This window comes from Pseudomonas sp. B6001 (genome assembly GCF_013386015.1).
Taxonomy (GTDB): domain Bacteria; phylum Pseudomonadota; class Gammaproteobacteria; order Pseudomonadales; family Pseudomonadaceae; genus Aquipseudomonas.
In genome coordinates, this window is the sequence record NZ_JACAOX010000021.1 from 107,253 (window position 1) to 123,989 (window position 16,737).

Annotated in this window: 16 protein-coding genes and 1 tRNA gene; 8 read left to right on the forward strand and 9 right to left on the reverse strand. The window is 61.1% G+C overall.

Annotation, left to right across the window (positions count from 1 at the left end; translation table 11 throughout):
- Positions 1–11 precede the first annotated feature (11 nt).
- The 3 genes from HX821_RS24070 to HX821_RS24080 all read right to left on the reverse strand — a co-directional run bounded on the left by HX821_RS24070 (position 12) and on the right by HX821_RS24080 (position 2,320).
- Complete coding sequence (locus HX821_RS24070; RefSeq protein ID WP_003218063.1) at positions 12–707, reverse strand: ABC transporter permease; 696 nt, start codon at positions 705–707, stop codon at positions 12–14.
- Positions 708–780: 73 nt separating this feature from the next.
- Positions 781–1,533: an ABC transporter substrate-binding protein gene (locus tag HX821_RS24075; protein WP_003218061.1), complete on the reverse strand. Its 753-nt coding sequence runs from the start codon at positions 1,531–1,533 to the stop codon at positions 781–783.
- A 13-nt stretch (positions 1,534–1,546) separates the two neighbouring features.
- A complete protein-coding gene (locus tag HX821_RS24080) occupies positions 1,547–2,320 on the reverse strand; it encodes an ABC transporter ATP-binding protein (protein ID WP_003218059.1) in 774 nt (257 codons plus the stop codon).
- Positions 2,321–2,874: 554 nt separating this feature from the next.
- On the opposite strand from HX821_RS24080, the gene gabP reads away from it, so the two are divergent.
- The gene (gabP, locus tag HX821_RS24085; RefSeq protein WP_177036559.1) at positions 2,875–4,266 is read left to right on the forward strand and encodes a GABA permease; all 1,392 of its coding nucleotides are present in this window, start codon (positions 2,875–2,877) and stop codon (positions 4,264–4,266) included.
- Positions 4,267–4,407: 141 nt separating this feature from the next.
- Here gabP and HX821_RS24090 read toward each other — a convergent pair whose 3' ends face one another.
- Positions 4,408–4,821 (reverse strand): hypothetical protein, encoded by a 414-nt coding sequence (locus tag HX821_RS24090; protein ID WP_008435696.1) that lies wholly within the window; start codon positions 4,819–4,821, stop codon positions 4,408–4,410.
- A gap of 73 nt (positions 4,822–4,894) precedes the next feature.
- On the reverse strand, positions 4,895–5,815 hold the full coding sequence (locus tag HX821_RS24095) for an alpha/beta fold hydrolase (protein ID WP_177036561.1): 921 nt from the start codon (positions 5,813–5,815) through the stop codon (positions 4,895–4,897).
- 172 nt (positions 5,816–5,987) lie between these two features.
- Between HX821_RS24095 and HX821_RS24100 the strand changes: the two genes are divergently transcribed.
- The 3 genes from HX821_RS24100 to HX821_RS24110 all read left to right on the forward strand — a co-directional run bounded on the left by HX821_RS24100 (position 5,988) and on the right by HX821_RS24110 (position 9,209).
- On the forward strand, positions 5,988–6,953 hold the full coding sequence (locus HX821_RS24100; RefSeq protein ID WP_177036563.1) for an arsenic resistance protein: 966 nt from the start codon (positions 5,988–5,990) through the stop codon (positions 6,951–6,953).
- Between the two features lie 87 nt (positions 6,954–7,040).
- Positions 7,041–8,681 (forward strand): glycosyltransferase family 39 protein, encoded by a 1,641-nt coding sequence (locus HX821_RS24105; protein ID WP_177036565.1) that lies wholly within the window; start codon positions 7,041–7,043, stop codon positions 8,679–8,681.
- 252 nt (positions 8,682–8,933) lie between these two features.
- Positions 8,934–9,209 (forward strand): hypothetical protein, encoded by a 276-nt coding sequence (locus tag HX821_RS24110; protein WP_008435692.1) that lies wholly within the window; start codon positions 8,934–8,936, stop codon positions 9,207–9,209.
- Between the two features lie 91 nt (positions 9,210–9,300).
- On the opposite strand, the gene HX821_RS24115 is transcribed toward HX821_RS24110, so the two are convergent.
- The 4 genes from HX821_RS24115 to HX821_RS24130 all read right to left on the reverse strand — a co-directional run bounded on the left by HX821_RS24115 (position 9,301) and on the right by HX821_RS24130 (position 13,029).
- A tRNA-Phe gene (locus tag HX821_RS24115) sits at positions 9,301–9,376 on the reverse strand.
- 103 nt (positions 9,377–9,479) lie between these two features.
- On the reverse strand, positions 9,480–9,752 hold the full coding sequence (locus HX821_RS24120) for an oxidative damage protection protein (RefSeq protein ID WP_087693327.1): 273 nt from the start codon (positions 9,750–9,752) through the stop codon (positions 9,480–9,482).
- A complete protein-coding gene (gene mutY, locus HX821_RS24125) occupies positions 9,749–10,816 on the reverse strand; it encodes an A/G-specific adenine glycosylase (RefSeq protein WP_177036566.1) in 1,068 nt (355 codons plus the stop codon). Before mutY ends, HX821_RS24120 begins: the two co-directional genes overlap by 4 nt.
- Positions 10,813–13,029 (reverse strand): AsmA family protein, encoded by a 2,217-nt coding sequence (locus HX821_RS24130; protein WP_177036569.1) that lies wholly within the window; start codon positions 13,027–13,029, stop codon positions 10,813–10,815. Before HX821_RS24130 ends, mutY begins: the two co-directional genes overlap by 4 nt.
- A 295-nt stretch (positions 13,030–13,324) precedes the next feature.
- On the opposite strand from HX821_RS24130, the gene HX821_RS24135 reads away from it, so the two are divergent.
- The 4 genes from HX821_RS24135 (at position 13,325) to HX821_RS24150 (ending at position 16,731) form a co-directional block, all read left to right on the forward strand.
- On the forward strand, positions 13,325–14,986 hold the full coding sequence (locus tag HX821_RS24135) for an OFA family MFS transporter (protein WP_102367922.1): 1,662 nt from the start codon (positions 13,325–13,327) through the stop codon (positions 14,984–14,986).
- Positions 14,987–15,242: 256 nt separating this feature from the next.
- Complete coding sequence (gene hisB / locus HX821_RS24140; protein WP_003218037.1) at positions 15,243–15,836, forward strand: imidazoleglycerol-phosphate dehydratase HisB; 594 nt, start codon at positions 15,243–15,245, stop codon at positions 15,834–15,836.
- Positions 15,836–16,474, forward strand: coding sequence for an imidazole glycerol phosphate synthase subunit HisH (gene hisH, locus HX821_RS24145; RefSeq protein WP_003218034.1), 639 nt, complete (start codon positions 15,836–15,838; stop codon positions 16,472–16,474). The genes hisB and hisH overlap by 1 nt, the downstream gene beginning before the upstream one ends.
- Positions 16,474–16,731: a DUF2164 domain-containing protein gene (locus HX821_RS24150; protein WP_003218033.1), complete on the forward strand. Its 258-nt coding sequence runs from the start codon at positions 16,474–16,476 to the stop codon at positions 16,729–16,731. The genes hisH and HX821_RS24150 overlap by 1 nt, the downstream gene beginning before the upstream one ends.
- Positions 16,732–16,737: the final 6 nt, after the last annotated feature.

The window sequence follows — 16,737 nt, forward strand, 5'->3', positions numbered from 1 at the left end:
GTAGTCGCCACTCATTGCGTGCTCCTCGCAAAGCCGCGCGCGGCACGTTTTTCCAGAAAGTGCATGCCGGTCATCGCCAGGACAGTGAGGCCCAGGTACATGAAGGCCGCGACCATAAAGAAGGTGAAGGGCTGCTTGGTGACGGTCACGCCGATCTGCGCGTGGCGCATGATTTCTTCCAGGCCGATCACCGAGACCAGCGCGGTGTCCTTCATCAGAATCATGAACAGGTTGCCCAGGCCCGGCAGCGCGATGCGCCACATTTGCGGCATGATCAAGCGGGTGAAGATCCGGACTTTCGACAAGCCCAGTGCGACACCGGCTTCACGGTGGCCCTTGGGAATGGCCAGGATCGCGCCGCGGAAGACTTCCGTGGCGTAGGCGCCAAAGCACAGGCCCAGGGCGATCACCCCGGCGGCGAAAGCGCTGAGGGAAAGGTCGGGGTTGCCGAAAAACTCCCCGAGGGAGCGCATCAGGTTGACCGTGCCGAAATAGATCAGCAGGACCCACAGCAGTTCCGGGATGCCGCGAACCAGGGTGGAGTAGCTGCCGCCAAGCCATTGCAGCGGCTTGTACGGGGAAGTCTTGGCCAGGGCGCCGGCCAGCCCGAGCACCAGCCCGAGGCACAGGGCGGTGAGCGCCAGCTTGACGGTCATCAGCGCGCCGGCGGCGAGCGCCGGGCCGAATCCGTAGAGGTCGAAATTCATGGTTTAGTCGTTTCGCAAGGCAAAGCTCAGGACCGGCGCACTCAAGCGAGCACGCCGGGCAGGCCATTCAGGATCACTCGATACTGAAAGGGAAGTACTTGTCGTTGATCTTCTTGTAGGTGCCGTCGGCCTTGATTTCAGCCAGGGCTTTGTTCAAGCGCTCGCGCAGCGGGTCGCCTTTGCGTACGGCGATACCGATCTTGTCGCTCTCGACCACCGGGTCGCCCTTGAATTCGTAGGCGGAGCCGTCTTTGCTTTTCAGCCACTCGTACTGCACGTACTTGTCGGCGAGCATCCCGTCCAGGCGGCCGGAAGTCAGGTCGAGGTAGGCGTTTTCCTGGGTGTCGTAGAGCTTGGCGGTGGTGTCCGGCAGCTTGTCTTCCAGGTAGGTACCGGCCAGCGTTGCGCGCTGTGCACCGATGATCTTGCCCTTCAGGTAGTCCGCGTCGGTCTTGAAGTCTTTGTTGGCTTTGGGCGCGATGAACTGCAGCTTGTTGGAATAGTACGGGTCGGTGAAGTCGACGGCCTGCTTGCGTTCATCGGTGATGGACAGCGAGGAGACCAGGAAGTCGAACTTCTTGGCATTCAGGGCCGGGATGATGCCGTCCCAGTCGGAGACATACACTTCGCACTTCTCGACTTTCATCTTGGCGCACAGGGCGTCGCCGATGTCCTTGTCGAAGCCGACGACGTTGCCGCTGGCATCTTTATTGTTGAACGGCGGGTAGGCCGCTTCGATCCCCATTTTCAAGGTTTCAGCCATCGCCGTGGCGCTGAACGCCATCGAAACAGCGGCGGCCAAGAGGAATTTTTTATAGTTCTGCATGCATGTTGCTCCGTTAGCGGTTGCTGGACATGAATTGTTTGCAGCGCGCCGAAAGCGGGTTTTCAAATACCTGCTGTGGCGATCCTTGCTCTTCGACCAGGCCCTGGTGCAGGAACACCACTTCACTGGACACCTGGCGGGCAAAGCCCATTTCATGGGTGACCAGCAGCATGGTGCGGCCTTCTTCGGCCAGGGCGCGGATCACATTAAGTACTTCCTGAACCATTTCCGGGTCAAGGGCCGATGTGGGCTCGTCGAACAGGATGACTTTGGGCTGCATGGCCAGGGTGCGTGCGATCGCGGCGCGTTGTTGCTGGCCGCCGGACAGTTGCGCGGGGTAGGCATGACGCTTGTCACTGATGCCAACCTTGGCCAGCAAGGCTTCGGCGATCTCAGTAGCTTCGGCCTTGCTCTGGCCGAGCACGCGGCGCGGGGCCTCGATGATGTTGTCGAGGACGCTCATGTGCGGCCACAGGTTAAAGTTTTGAAACACAAAACCGATTTCGCTGCGCAGGCGGTTGATCTGTTTGCCGTCGGCGGCCACCAGTTCGCCGTTTTTCGCAGCCTTGAGCTTGAGCTCTTCACCGGCCACCAGGATTTGCCCCTGGTGCGGGTTTTCCAGCAGGTTGATGCAGCGCAGGAACGTGGACTTGCCGGAACCGGAGGAACCCAGGATCGAGATCACATCGCCGTCGCGGGCGGTCAGCGAGATACCTTTAAGCACCTCCAGCTCACCATAGCGTTTATGCAAGTTGCGGATTTCAAGCGCGGGCGTGGCCTCAGCCATGTGCGGTCCTCATTGTGTTCATTGCGCTCCTGCTGTTGGCCCGCCTTCCTGGCGAGGCGCCAAGCTAGCATAGCGTCCGGATGACAGCCAACAGCCCTGCAGGCGGTAAACAGACGGTCTGCGGCAGGGTGTCGCATCGGCACAGCAGTGTGTCGCGCCATCAACAACCGAACAGCCGTTTGAACCAGTATTCCTACAGGTTTCGCGTAAAAAAGGGCGCGATGGTGCCAGCTTTGGCCGGGTGTTGGAAGGGTTAAACCGGCGAACGGTCCTTATCAGCCCTTTTATGGGGCGTCACGCACAAATTGTGTGTGTTTTTGGTGCACTGATTCGTCTTTCAAGTGAGTCGCACAGTAACGCTATAGCGGAATGCCATTAGTGTCAGTGACTTACGAGAGCTATTGAGTTTCCCTACAGCCCGCGTCAATCGCGGCTCTGTAACATTTTGGCGCAAATCTTGCGTAAAAAATAAAGAACGCCCCGTTGGTTTCTTTTCACGAGAAAGACGCCAGACCGGGTGGACCGTATTCGCAATTCCTCGCAAAGGTGTGTCAATGAGTAGTACGCAAAGCTCCAATGACCTCGAACAGGGGCTCAAACCGCGTCACGTCACCATGCTGTCGATTGCCGGCGTTATCGGTGCCGGGTTGTTTGTGGGCTCCGGCCACGCGATTGCTGCGGCGGGCCCGGCCGTGCTGCTGGCTTATGCCGCCGCCGGTACGCTGGTGGTGTTGGTGATGCGCATGCTGGCCGAGATGGCCGTGGCATCGCCGGACACGGGTTCGTTCTCTACTTATGCCGACCGTGCGATCGGGCACTGGGCCGGTTTCACCATCGGCTGGTTGTACTGGTGGTTCTGGGTGCTGGTGATTCCGCTGGAAGCCAACGCTGCCGCGACCATCTTGCACGCCTGGTTCCCCGGCGTGGCGATCTGGGCCTTCACCCTGATCATTACCTTGCTGCTGACCGCGACCAACCTGTTCAGTGTGAAGAACTACGGCGAGTTCGAGTTCTGGTTTGCGCTGATCAAAGTGGTAGCGATCGTCGGCTTTGTGATTCTCGGCATCCTGGCGATCTTCGGCTTCCTGCCGGGCAGTCAGGTCAGTGGCGTTTCGCACCTGTTCGACACCCAGGGCTTCCTGCCCAACGGCATGGGCGCGGTATTGGCGGCGATCCTGACCACCATGTTCTCGTTCATGGGCACCGAGATCGTGACCATCGCGGCCGCTGAATCGAAGAACCCGGGCCAGCAGATTTCCAAGGCCACCAACTCGGTGATCTGGCGGATCGGCTTGTTCTACCTGGTGTCGATCTTCATCGTCGTGGCCCTGGTGCCGTGGAATGATCCTGCGCTGGCAGCGGTCGGTTCCTACCAGACCGTGCTGGAACGCATGGGCATCCCGAATGCCAAGCTGATCGTTGACCTGGTGGTGCTGGTGGCCGTGACCAGTTGCCTGAACTCGGCGCTGTACACCGCTTCGCGCATGATGTTCTCCCTGGGCCGTCGCGGTGATGCACCGGCGGTGTCCAAGATCACCAACAAGAGCGGCACGCCTTACTGGGCGGTGTTGCTGTCTACCGGCGCGGCGTTCCTGGCGGTATTCGCCAACTACGTGGCACCGGCGGCGGTGTTTGAATTCCTGCTGGCCAGCTCCGGCGCCATCGCGCTGCTGGTGTACCTGGTGATCGCCGTGTCGCAACTGCGCATGCGCCAGAAACGCACGGAAGCGGGCGAGAAGATTGCCTTCAAGATGTGGCTGTTCCCGGGCCTGACGTATGCGGTGATCGTGTTCATCGTGGGCGTGCTGACGATCATGTTGTTCCAGGAAGCGCATCAGGTGGAGATCATTGCCACCGGGATCCTGAGCTTGCTGGTAGTTGCGGCGGGGCTGATGGTGTCGCGTCGGCGCAAGGGCCGGAAGGTTGGGGCGGCGGTGCTTAACTGATGGATTGAAATACGATTCATCAAACACTGCAAAACACTGTGGGAGCCGGGCTTGCCCGCGATGGCGGTGTGTCAGTCAACACATGTATCGACTGACACGCCGCTATCGCGGGCAAGCCCGGCTCCCACATTTCGTTTTGTATCAGTCTTCGGAATTCACCAGCGCCTGTGACGCCGCGACGTAATCGGCCTGGAATTCCGGCGATTCAATCCACGCCAGCGCTGCCGCTTCATCCTCGGTATCCGTGGCCCACTGGCGATACTCGATCAGCGCCGCGAGGATAAAGTCCGTCGCTTCTTCTTCGCCTTCCTGCTCCAGTACCACTGCCAGCAGCGGGTGCGCCAGGAACACGGCACACAGCGCCTGCTGGCTGGTTTCGCCAGCGGTGCGCATCTCCAGGAACAGCTCGGTCAAATCCACCGATTCAAGATCAATGCGGCTGTCATCGCCGGCAAAGGCATCCGGCTTGGTGGCGACGGCGCGTTGGGTGCGATTCTGCTTGGCCTTGGCTTTTGCCCGGTGGGCGCGTTTTTGCTGCTTGTTCGGCGAAGCCATGGGCTCACGTCCTTGGTGTCAGGATCTGGGGGTGGGGTATTGAAGCGCAGGTCTGGAGAAATCCCAAGGCTTTCTAGGTGCGATCCGTCACTTGGCGCCCCGGCGTGCCGTTGGCCAACTCTCCCCTTTGCAGCCAAGCCAATGCAATCGGCCACAACCGATCTTGATACTGGCTGCGAAAGAATGCGAAGTGTCCGACCTCTTTTTCGCCGATATCTTCAGGCGCGATTCGCAGATGCGTGCGCTCGCTGCCGTCGAAGTAACCCAGCAGGCGTTCGATTGCTGCGACGGTACCAAACGGGTCGTCGGTAATGCTGATGGCCAATATCTGTGCCTTTACCCGCGAAAACGGCAACTCGGGCAAGGCTCGCCCACTCGGACGTTTTTCATAACTCGGCGTCGGCGTACTCCAGTCGCGTACCACGCCCGCCGGGGTATCCTCCAGCCAGCCTATGCGCTTGCCCGGGAAGTAGCCAAAAACCGCTGTCACCAGCGGCATCACCACATGCCATTTGGCAAGCATCCGCCAGCGCCCGCTCGCCTCGTAGTCGCGCCAGTAGGCAAACTGCGCGCCTACCGTCACCAGGCGCCGAATCACCGCGCCGGAAGCCCCGAGCCCCGCCGCACATCCGCCAAAACTGTGCCCGACCACATCAATCGGTTGGCCGGCAAACTCCCGCTGGGCCCGCTGCAGGATCGCTTCGAAGTCCAGCACGCCCCAATCGGACCATGAGGCCTTGAACCCTTTCAGCGAGCCGCTGCGGGATTCGCCGATGCCGCGGTAGTCGTAGGTGATGACGTCGAAGCCATTGGCAAACAGGTAATCGGCAAACCGTGAGTAGTGACGGCAGCGTACGGAGGTGGCGGCGTTGATGATGACGACCGGGCGTTCAACGTCTGTGCGCGGATGGCGCCACGTGAAGCCGCCGATGGAATGCCCATCGGTTGTGGGCTCGCGGAATGCTTCGGCTTGAGGTCGGACTGGCAGGTTCATGAACAGGCTCGATCATTGCGCTTTCGATGGGGTGTCAAAGGCCCGTGCGCAGTTTTATGAGAAGTCGAAACTAACAAATTTCTGCTATGAAGACCCCGGGGATTTTTCTGAGGCTCGACCTGAGCGGCACAGATGCCTAGGCTTAGACCCTTTCGCCCACCAGAGCCGGCCCATGACCCGCGACACCCTCGAACAAAACCAGATCCCGATCTACTTCGCCAGCGTGGTGCTGGCTGCCGTTGTCGGCCTGCTGGCGCCCTCCATGGTTCAAGGTGTGGCTGCCCTGGTTACGCCCGCCATCGCCGTGCTGATGTACGCGATGTTTCTGCAAATCCCCTTTCTGGACCTGCGCCAGGGGCTGGGCAACAAACACTTCATGGCCGCGTTGCTGCTGGCCAACTTCATCCTGATTCCGCTGCTGGTGTGGGCGCTGACTCGGGGCCTGGTGGAACACCCGGCGATCCTGGTGGGTGCGTTGCTGGTGCTGTTGACGCCGTGCATCGACTACGTGGTGGTGTTTACCCATATCGGCAAGGGTGACTCGCGGTTGATGCTGGCGGCGACCCCGATTCTATTGTTGCTGCAACTGCTGCTGTTGCCGGTCTACCTGGGGTTGATGCTGGGGGCGCAGTCGCAGGTGGCGGTTGCAGTGGGGCCGTTTGTCGAGGCCTTCCTGCTGCTGATCGTTGCCCCCATGATTCTGGCGGTGCTGACCACTTCCCTGTCCCGGCGCTCACCGGTCGTCAGTGCCTGGAACGATGCCTGGGCCTGGCTGCCCGTGCCGGCCATGGCGCTGGTGCTGATGGTGGTGATCGGTTCGCAGATCACCGCCGTGGTCCGCGATATCGGCCTGCTGGCGCCGGTGATCCCGGTGTATATCGGCTTCCTGTTGCTGGCCCCGCTGATGGGGGCGCTGGCTTCGCGCCTGTTCAAGCTATCGGCGCCCACGGCGCGGGCGGTCACCTTCAGCGCCTCCACGCGTAATTCCCTGGTGGTGCTGCCGCTGGCGCTGGCGTTACCCGAAGAGATCCGTGGGCTCGCTGCTGCCGCAGTGATCACGCAAACCCTGGTGGAATTGGTAGGGGAGCTACTCTATATCCGCCTGCTGCCGCTGCTGATCTGGCCCGCTCGTCGTTAGGCGGATGAATGTTTGATTCCGTTCAGGGCTTATTCAGGGTGGCGTTCGGCAACATGAGCCGGTTTACCCCACCTGACAGGCTGAATAATGGATCAACACAATCGCTTTCGAATGGAATCGCTGGGTATTTTCCTCATCGCCCTGCTGCTGTTCACCCTGGGCATCTGGGACCAGCAGCCACAGGGCTTCGACGGCCGCTGGGCCGTGTTCATGCAAGAGATGTTTCGCCACGGCGCGAGCCTGTTTCCTACCACCTACGGTGAGCCTTACCCGGACTATCCGGGCACCGCGACCTACCTCAGCTACCTCTTTGCCCGTTTATTCGGCGCGCCCAACGACCTGGCTAACGTGATGCCCACCGCCCTGGCGTCTGCCGGGGTCATGGCGCTGATCTACCGCTTGCTGGTGCCGTCGGGCCGGGCGTGGGCGCTGCTGACGGTGCTGCTCACCGCATTGACTGCCCAGTTGCTGGAGAAGTCGCGCTCGGTGTGCCTGGACCAGATGATCTCGTTGTTGTGCCTGGGGTGTTTCTACCTGCTGCATACCGGTGAGCGCCTGGGCTCGCGGCTGCGCCAATATGCGATCTTTCCGTTGTTCGTGGTGGCGTTTGCCATTCGCGGGCCGCTGGGGTTGATCGAGGTGTGCGGGGTGGCCTGTGTCTACTGGGCGCTGGGCACCGCTCGTACGCGGCAAGAGCGGATTGCGCTGCTGAAAAAGGTGATTGCCCACGGCGTGGTCGGTTTGATCCTGCTGGCCGGCTGTTGGTGGGCGCTGTTGAAACTGGCGCGGATCAGCGGGGGCGATGCTTTCGTCGATGATGTGCTGCGGATGCAATTCACCGGGCGCCTTGATGAAGCCGGTGAGGCGTTCTACTTCTATTTCAAGCTGAGCCTGTACCGCTATTTCCCGGTGGTGCCGCTGGCCCTGGCGACGATGATTGCCCTGCGCCACAAATGGTCGGCCCGCCACGACGATGCCGATGTGCAGTTGATGCTGCGCTTGGCCGCCTGCGGCCTGATGATTTTGCTGGGCTTGTCGGTGCCGCACTTCAAGCGCGCCTACTACATCGTGCCCATGGTCCCGATGTTTGCCGCGGTGGCCGCCTATGGCTTGCTCCAGGCCCAGGGCTGGTTGCTGGGCGTGCGGCGTGGCTATGAGTGGCTGGTGGCGGTCCTGCCGGTGCTGGGCATTGTCGTGGTGTTTGTCTGTCGGCATCTGTGGCACAAGCACGGCTACTGGCCGGACGTTTCAGTGCCGGCGCTGGTGGGTGTGCTGATCGTGCTGCAACTCGCAGCCGTGATTGCCTGGCGCCGTTTGCAGGGCAATCTCGGCCAGCGCCTGGTGGTGCTCAGCCTGATTGCGCTGGCCACCCAATGGCTGGTGCTGGTGAAGGTTGTGGAGCCGGCCAAGGATCTGCAATTCGACACCAGGAACTTCGTAAGCGCGGTGGAAAAGCTGCGTGCCGATAACCCCGGGACCCTGGTGTTCGTCGATCTGGCCAAGGACACCTGGGCGATTCGCTACATCATGAACCTGGATCACGACGAGCAGCCGCTGTTCATCGGGCGCAACCAACCCTTGCTGGTGGATACACTGCCGCGCCCCGCCTGGGTGATTGTGGAGCGCAAGCAAACCGCATTGCTCAGCGGCACGCCGCTGGAACACATGGCGCCGGTGTTCAATGGGCGGTTGAATGACAACCCGCTGCTGGTGTTCCTGGTGAAGTGACTCAGTCGCCTTGACATCCTTGTCGGTGGTGACGCCGACGAGAGTGGCGATCACTGGGGAATTAAGGATGGATCAATGGGGTCGGAATGAGGTGTTGATAACCGGCGCTTTGGATCGTCTTACTGTATGGTCGCCGCCTGGATGACCGGTTGGTCTGATTGGAGCGCTTTGCAGCCTGCCGCAAAACAGGCGCCTGCTAGGCTTGGGTACTTTCGTGGTGATGAGTTTGGGTGCGACATGGAAGCAGTAAAAATGGATTTTGAGTATGCCGGTGCCGAGAGCGTCGGTAGTGCCCACGTGATCGGCCGTTCCTGGCTTGGCGGCCTCAGCATCTGTTTTGACGGAGGCTGCAGCTACCCCTCGATGATCAGCGTGCTGGAGGCTGTGTTCAGGCGCTACGGACGCCTGGTGCGTTTTGGCGAGTCGCTCTCGGCGCAGGATTGGATTGCGCGCGTGGAGGAGAGTGGTTTTCACATCTCCGAGCAGGAGCGGGTTGCGGTGTTGACGTTGATGCGGGGCGGGGGCTGAAGGAGTCAAAAACGCCAGGCAACAAAAAACCCGCACCAGGCGGGTTTTTTGTGTGTTTCAGATGACGTTTGCACCACCTGAAACTAATTAGTGGTGCCCAGAGACGGAATCGAACCGCCGACACGGGGATTTTCAATCCCCTGCTCTACCGACTGAGCTATCTGGGCAACGGGGCGCATTAAACGGGTTTTTCAGGGGGTCGTCAAGCAAGTTTTCAAAAAATATTTAATTATTACCGTCGCTTACGGGCCAACCCCCAAATTTGATCAATTATTCAGCAGGTGGCACGTAGCCGTCGGCCTTGGCGTAATCCTCGCCGGAAAAGTACTTGTCCATCTCGCCCTGCAGGTATTTGCGGTCTTCGGCGTTCATCATGTTCAGGCGCTTTTCGTTGATCAACAGGGTCTGGTGCTTTTGCCAGTCAGCCCAGGCCTTGGCGGAGACGTTGTCGAAAATGTCCTGGCCCTTGGCGCCAGGGAACGGGGCGCGCTCCAGGGCGGGCAGTTCTTCGTGGTACTTGCGGCAGATGATGGTGCGGGTCATGACGGAACTCCTGCGTTCAATACTTCAGCCGCGCGCTTCAGCAGTTTTTTCACCGGGGCGGCAAGGCCCAGGCGCGGCGGGGTGGCGAGGTTATACCAGAGCCAGTCAGCCTCGGCCACGTGATGGGCAGACTCCTGGACCTGGACCAGCCAGGGTTCGATAGCCAGTTGGAAGTGGCTGAAGGTGTGGATCAGGCTCGGCAGCTCCTGGTGTTTGCCCAGCGTCAGCGAGTGCTGGTTGGCCAGGTGTTCCAGGTCGGCCAGGTCATCCAGCTCCGGCAGGCTCCACAAACCGCCCCACAGGCCCGTGGAGGGGCGACGGTAAAGCAGGATCGCGCCCTCGTCATTGGCCAGCAACGGCATCAGCGTGCGCTTCTGGGGCACGGTCTTGCGTGGCTTGGGGATCGGGTAGCGGGTTTCCAGGCCGAGCAGGTGCGCTTCGCAGCCCTTTTCCAGCGGGCACAGCAGGCAGCTGGGCTTGCTGCGGGTGCAGAGGGTGGCGCCCATGTCCATCATGGCCTGGGTGTAGGCGTTGACGCGGTCATGGGGCGTAAAGCGCTCTGCGGTGGCCCACAGCTGTTTGGCGACCTTCGGCTCGCCCGGGTAACCCTCTTGCGCGGTAAAGCGCGCCAGCACGCGTTTGACGTTGCCATCGAGGATCGGCGCTCGCAGGCCCATGCTCAGGCTGGCAATCGCTCCCGCGGTGGACAGGCCAATGCCGGGCAGTTCGGTGAGTTTTTCGACGTCACGGGGAAACTCGCCGCCATATTCGGCAACGACGATCTTCGCGGTCTTTTGCAGGTTGCGCGCCCGGGTGTAGTAACCCAGCCCGGTCCACAGGTGCAGCACTTCGTCTTCCGGCGCGGCAGCCAGGGCTTCGACCGTTGGCAAGGACGCCATGAACCGGTCGAAGTAGTTCAGCACGGTGCTGACCTGAGTCTGCTGCAACATGATCTCCGAGACCCACACCCGGTAAGGCGTGATGCCCTGTTGCCAGGGCAGGTCATGGCGACCGTGGCGGTCGTACCAGTCGAGCACCGCCGTTGAAAACTGCTCGTTTCTCATCGTTTGAACAGGCCTTTAAGCGCGTCTTTCAGCTGTGGATTGACCTTGTCGAGCTTCTGTTCAAGCTTCTCGCCGAGCTTGTTGCCTGCCGCCTTGATGGCGACCTGGCTCAAACCGTCCTTGTCCAGGCGGCAGGCCTTGGCGCCCAGTTCCAGCGGGCCACGGCAGCGCAGCGGGACTTCGATGTTCTGGAAGTTGGAGCCCACCTGGCAAGCCGGGTCCGGCACGTCGCGCTGGTCGCCTTCGACGATGATGCCGACGCGGTAGTCCATGCCCAGCACGCGCAGGTCGACGTCACCGTCGCCGTTGACGGTCAGGCCCGGGATGCGCACTTTCAGGTCGGGGTTGCTGGCCACGCCATTGCGGAAGGTCAGGTTGCCCTTGAGTTCCTGGAACGGGGTGTCCTTGCCGCGCTGGTCGCCGCTGAGGGTCTTGCGGTTGAGCAGGGCGATGCCGGTGCACAGCTGTTGCTCGATGTTGGCGTTGAGCAGCACGCCGTTGTTGATCGCGAAGCTGGCGGTACCGTTGAGGCTGTCGATCAGGGCTTTCTGGCTATTGCCGCGGCCGTTGAGGTTGCTGTCGAGGGTGAGCTGGCCCTTCACCGGCGGGTTCTGCCCCTGGGCTTGCAGGATGCGTTCGACCGGTACCTGCTTGATGCGGGTTTGCAGCGCCAGCAGCGGGATGTCCTGGCGCACGTCAAGGTTGCCGTTGGCCTGGAAGGTGCCGTTGTAGAGGCCGCCGCTCAAGGTATCGAGCTTGAGCTGGCCATCGAGGCCGGAGGCTTTCAGGGCGGCATTCTGGATCGGCAGCTTGCTCAGGGTCAGTTGGCCAAAGGACAGGTCGGCGTTTACGTCCAGGGTGCGCAGGCGGGTCAGCGGCAGCAGCTTGTCGGTACTCCACGCGGCTTTGGTCGGGGCGTCCGGCAACGGTGTGGTGCCACCGGCCGCCATGGCGCCGGCTTCGCTGTTCTGCACTTCAGCCTGGCGCGCGGCCGCAGCGCCCTTGGCGGCTTCGGACTTGGCCGGCAGGTAGTTGTCGGCGTTGAACGTATCGGCCTTGAGCTGCACCCGCAGGGATTGCCTGGCGAAATCATCCACGGCCACGCGACCGGTGAAGGTGCTGTCGTCGAGTTTCAGGTTGAGGTCTTCAAGCGCCAGGCTGGTCGGCGTGCCCTTGAGGCGGCTGACCAGTTCGACCTTGCTCAGGCTGCCGGCGGCCATCGGTGGCAGCGGGTTGCCGACGCTGTCGAGGAACTTGGCCAGGTCAAACTGGGCAATCGACAGGGCGCCGCTGAACTGTGGAGTCTTGTCCAGGTCGTTGACCTTCAGCTCGCCCAGGGCGCGCAGTTGGTTCAGCGACAGCTTCATGCCGGTCCATTCGGCGATATTCGCAGACTGGTCCACCAGCAATTGGCCCTGGGTCGAAAAGGTCACGGTCTTGCCTTGCAGCGGCTCGCCGGTGGCTTCACCAGTGACCTTCATGTCTTCGAACTGGTAGCGCTTGAGGGCGCGCTGAATGCGCAGGTTGCCATTGACCTCGGTCTTGACGCGCATCAGCGGCTGGTTGGTGCCGAAGAACGCGGTGAGTTTGACCGGGATGCTTGCACCTTCGTGCACGGCGCCGGCACTCAGCTGGATGCTTTCGGCGCTGAACTGCTTGCCGGTCTGCTCGTCGTTGTATTCGACGCGGGCGTTGTTGATGGTCAGGCTGTCGATGTCCAGGCGGATCGGCTGCGGCGGCTTTTCAGGCTTGGGCGGTGTGGCCGCTTCAGCCACGGCAGGCGTGGTGGCGACGGTAGCCGGGTCCGGCACATTCTTGCCGATGTCTTCCCAGTTGCCGTGGCCATGCACGTCTTTGTTCAGGCGCAGGTTCAGGCCTTCGACACGTACATCGCTCATCTGCACTTCACGGCGCAGCAGCGGCAGCACGCGCACCGACAGGCCGAGCATCTGCAGATCGGCAAACGGTTGGCTCGGATTGGTCAGGGTCGCAACGCTGGCCTCGTGCAATTCAAGACCGAGCCAGGGGAACAGGCTCCAGCCGATGTCGCCATTGAGCGTCAGCTCGATGTGGGCCTTGTCGCGGGCAATCTGGCGAATCTCGTCTTTGTAGTCGTTGGGATCGAAGAGATGGGTCAGGGCAAAGCCTAGAGCCACAATGATCAGCAACAGCCCGAGAAGTACCAGACCCAGGATTTTGCCGAACGCTTTCATGGGCGAGTCCTTGTATGTCGATTTTAAAATTTAGCCGAAGAGTATAACGCTCGTAGCCCTATGGCTGTTTAGGGATCGTTACATGGCGTCAAACAAATCAGATAACTCCAGAAAGGTGATATCAGTTTGGTTTTTCTGTCATCCACAGATGCTAATCTGCGCATGTTCGTCTGCCGTCTGCGACTAAACGTCGCGTTTAAAAGGAGCTTTACTCAACAAAACGGCCACGCCTTGCGTGTAAGGCCGAGGGAGAGAGCGCCCGACGGACACATACTAATAACTGGGGGAAACACCAATGAGCACTAGCACTGCGGCGGGTAATACTGCTGCACAGCCTGCGTTCCTGTCCAAGGAACGCATTATCGCCAAGCCCGGGTTCAACCGTTGGCTGGTACCACCGGCCGCCCTGGCGATCCACCTGTGTATCGGCATGGCCTACGGTTTTTCGGTGTTCTGGCTGCCGTTGTCCAAGGCGCTGGGGATCACCGCACCGGTCGCCTGCGCGCCGGACATGAGCTTCATCAGCCAGGTCTTCTCGTCACAATGCGACTGGCCCATCTCCATGCTGGGCTGGATCTACACCCTGTTCTTCATCTTCCTCGGCTGCTCTGCGGCGATCTGGGGCGGCTGGCTGGAACACGCCGGGCCACGCAAGGCTGGTGTCGTTTCGGCCCTGTGCTGGTGTGGCGGCCTGCTGATCTCCGCGCTGGGGATCTATACCCACCAGATCTGGCTGATGTGGATCGGCTCCGGGGTCATTGGTGGTATCGGCCTGGGCCTGGGCTATATCTCGCCGGTCTCGACCCTGATCAAGTGGTTCCCGGACAAGCGCGGCATGGCCACCGGCATGGCGATCATGGGCTTCGGCGGCGGCGCGATGGTGGGTGCCCCGCTGGCAGCCGCCTTGATGGGCCACTTTGCCTCGCCGACCAGCGTTGGCGTGTGGCAGAGCTTCGTGGTCATGGCCGTGATCTACTTCGTGTTCATGATCGGCGGCGCCTTGTCCTACCGTGTTCCGCCTACCGGCTGGAAGCCTGAGGGCTGGACTGCCCCGGCGAAAAAAGCCAGCAACGCGATGATCACCCACCGTCACGTGCACGTGAACGTGGCCTGGAAAACCCCGCAATTCCGCCTGGTGTGGCTGGTGCTGTGCCTGAACGTGTCTGCCGGCATCGGCATCCTCGGCATGGCTTCGCCGCTGCTGCAGGAAGTGTTCGGCGGCAAGTTGCTGGGTAACGGCCTGGCATTTGGCCAACTGGATGCCGGCCAACTGGCTTCCATCGCGGCCATCGCAGCCGGCTTTACCGGTCTGTTGAGCCTGTTCAACATCGGTGGCCGGTTCTTCTGGGCATCGTTCTCCGACTACCTGGGCCGTAAAAATACCTACTTCGTGTTCTTCGCCCTGGGCTTTGCCCTGTACGCGCTGATCCCGAACCTGGGTCACCTGGGTAACGTCGCGCTGTTCGTGGCGGCGTTCTGCATCATCCTGTCGATGTACGGCGGTGGTTTTGCGACGGTGCCGGCTTACCTGGCGGACCTGTTCGGTACGCAAATGGTGGGTGCGATCCACGGTCGCCTGCTGACCGCTTGGGCAGCGGCGGGCGTACTGGGCCCGGTGCTGGTGAACTACCTGCGTGAGTATCAGTTGAGCATCGGCGTTGAACGCGCTGCCGCCTACGACATCACCTTGTACATCCTCGCCGGCCTGCTGGTGCTGGGCTTTATCTGCAACCTGCTGGTACGGCCGGTGGCAGACAAGTACTTCATGACCGACGCCGAACTGGCTGCCGAGCAGGCGCTGGGCCATGACAAGGGCGCCGATTCCAGCACCGTGCTGGAGTGGAAAGCCTCCTCCGGCAGCGTGCCATTGGCGGTGGCTGCCTGGCTGGTGGTGGGCATTCCGTTGGCGTGGGGCGTGTGGGTCACCCTGCAGAAAACCGCAGTACTGTTCCACTAACACCGCGTAACCCTTGTGGGAGCGGGCTTGTGTGGGAGCGGGCTTGCTCGCGAATGCGATGGATCAGTCAGCACATGTATTGGCTGACCCACCGCCTTCGCGAGCAAGCCCGCTCACACACAAAGCTGCTCCCACACTTGTACTGACATGTCTATCCCCGACACTCCATCAGTCTTATCCCCTCCGATGTTTCTGTTTAGCGCCCGCGCCCCTATAATGGCTGCCTTTTTCGCCCAATGATTTTGCGGAGCTGGTGATGGCCGAACGTAAGGCGTCCGTCGAGCGCGACACTCTGGAAACCCAGATTAAAGCCTCGATCAACCTGGATGGCACCGGAAAGGCCCGATTTGATATCGGTGTACCTTTTCTTGAGCACATGCTGGACCAGATCGCCCGTCACGGGCTGATCGACCTGGATATCGTCAGCAAGGGCGACCTGCATATCGACGACCACCACACGGTGGAAGACGTCGGTATCACGTTGGGCCAGGCATTTGCCAAAGCCATCGGCGACAAGAAAGGCATCCGTCGCTACGGCCACGCCTATGTCCCGCTGGATGAAGCGCTGTCGCGTGTGGTCATCGACTTCTCCGGCCGCCCGGGCCTGCAGATGCACGTGCCGTACACCCGCGCCACCGTGGGCGGCTTCGACGTCGACCTGTTCCAGGAATTCTTCCAGGGTTTCGTCAACCACGCCCTGGTCAGCCTGCACATCGACAACCTGCGTGGCACCAACACCCACCACCAGATCGAGACCGTGTTCAAGGCTTTCGGCCGTGCCCTGCGCATGGCCGTGGAGCTGGATGACCGCATGGCCGGGCAAATGCCGTCGACCAAGGGCGTCCTGTAATGCAGACGGTCGCGGTTATCGACTACGGCATGGGTAACCTGCACTCGGTGGCCAAGGCCCTCGAGCACGTAGGTGCCGGCAAGGTGCTGATCACCAGCGATGCCGACGTGATTCGCGAAGCCGACCGGGTAGTGTTCCCGGGGGTTGGCGCGATTCGCGACTGCATGGCCGAGATTCGCCGCCTGGGCTTCGACAGCCTGGTGCGTGAAGTCAGCCAGGACCGGCCGTTCCTCGGCATCTGCGTGGGCATGCAAGCCTTGCTCGACAGCAGTGAAGAGAACGACGGCGTCGACTGCATCGGTCTGTTTCCGGGCCAGGTGAAGTTTTTCGGCAAGGACCTGCACGAAGACGGCGAGCACTTGAAGGTGCCACACATGGGCTGGAACGAAGTGCGCCAGACCGTGGATCACCCGCTGTGGCACGAAGTGCCGGACCTGGCGCGTTTCTATTTCGTGCACAGCTATTACATCGCCGCCGGTAACCCGCGCCAGGTGGTGGGTGGCGGGCACTATGGCGTCGACTTCGCCGCGGCCCTGGCCGACGGTTCGCGCTTTGCCGTGCAATTCCACCCGGAGAAGAGCCATACCCATGGCCTGCAATTGCTGCAGAACTTCGCCGCGTGGGACGGGCGCTGGTAATGGCCAAGAAGGTCAAGCCGCCGATCTTGAACCTCACTCCCCAGCAGGAGAGTGAGGCCACCGACAAGATCAAGCGTTTCATGGAAGACCGCTTCGAGCTCAAGCTCGGCTCGTTCGAGGTCGCAGAAATCCTCGAACTGTTCACCACTGAAATTGCTCCGCACTATTACAACAGGGCGATTTTCGATGTGCAGACGCACCTTAAAGAAAGGTTCGAAAGCATCGAAAGCGACTTGTGGGCGCTCGAGAAACCCTGATTTCCC

Bases quoted from the DNA above. Each gene is read 5' to 3' on its own strand.
- HX821_RS24070 (WP_003218063.1), bottom strand. From the start codon at position 707: ATGAATTTCGACCTCTACGGATTCGGCCCGGCGCTCGCCGCCGGCGCG.
- HX821_RS24075 (WP_003218061.1), bottom strand. From the start codon at position 1,533: ATGCAGAACTATAAAAAATTCCTCTTGGCCGCCGCTGTTTCGATGGCG.
- HX821_RS24080 (WP_003218059.1), bottom strand. From the start codon at position 2,320: ATGGCTGAGGCCACGCCCGCGCTTGAAATCCGCAACTTGCATAAACGC.
- gabP (WP_177036559.1), top strand. From the start codon at position 2,875: ATGAGTAGTACGCAAAGCTCCAATGACCTCGAACAGGGGCTCAAACCG.
- HX821_RS24090 (WP_008435696.1), bottom strand. From the start codon at position 4,821: ATGGCTTCGCCGAACAAGCAGCAAAAACGCGCCCACCGGGCAAAAGCC.
- HX821_RS24095 (WP_177036561.1), bottom strand. From the start codon at position 5,815: ATGAACCTGCCAGTCCGACCTCAAGCCGAAGCATTCCGCGAGCCCACA.
- HX821_RS24100 (WP_177036563.1), top strand. From the start codon at position 5,988: ATGACCCGCGACACCCTCGAACAAAACCAGATCCCGATCTACTTCGCC.
- HX821_RS24105 (WP_177036565.1), top strand. From the start codon at position 7,041: ATGGATCAACACAATCGCTTTCGAATGGAATCGCTGGGTATTTTCCTC.
- HX821_RS24110 (WP_008435692.1), top strand. From the start codon at position 8,934: ATGGATTTTGAGTATGCCGGTGCCGAGAGCGTCGGTAGTGCCCACGTG.
- HX821_RS24120 (WP_087693327.1), bottom strand. From the start codon at position 9,752: ATGACCCGCACCATCATCTGCCGCAAGTACCACGAAGAACTGCCCGCC.
- mutY (WP_177036566.1), bottom strand. From the start codon at position 10,816: ATGAGAAACGAGCAGTTTTCAACGGCGGTGCTCGACTGGTACGACCGC.
- HX821_RS24130 (WP_177036569.1), bottom strand. From the start codon at position 13,029: ATGAAAGCGTTCGGCAAAATCCTGGGTCTGGTACTTCTCGGGCTGTTG.
- HX821_RS24135 (WP_102367922.1), top strand. From the start codon at position 13,325: ATGAGCACTAGCACTGCGGCGGGTAATACTGCTGCACAGCCTGCGTTC.
- hisB (WP_003218037.1), top strand. From the start codon at position 15,243: ATGGCCGAACGTAAGGCGTCCGTCGAGCGCGACACTCTGGAAACCCAG.
- hisH (WP_003218034.1), top strand. From the start codon at position 15,836: ATGCAGACGGTCGCGGTTATCGACTACGGCATGGGTAACCTGCACTCG.
- HX821_RS24150 (WP_003218033.1), top strand. From the start codon at position 16,474: ATGGCCAAGAAGGTCAAGCCGCCGATCTTGAACCTCACTCCCCAGCAG.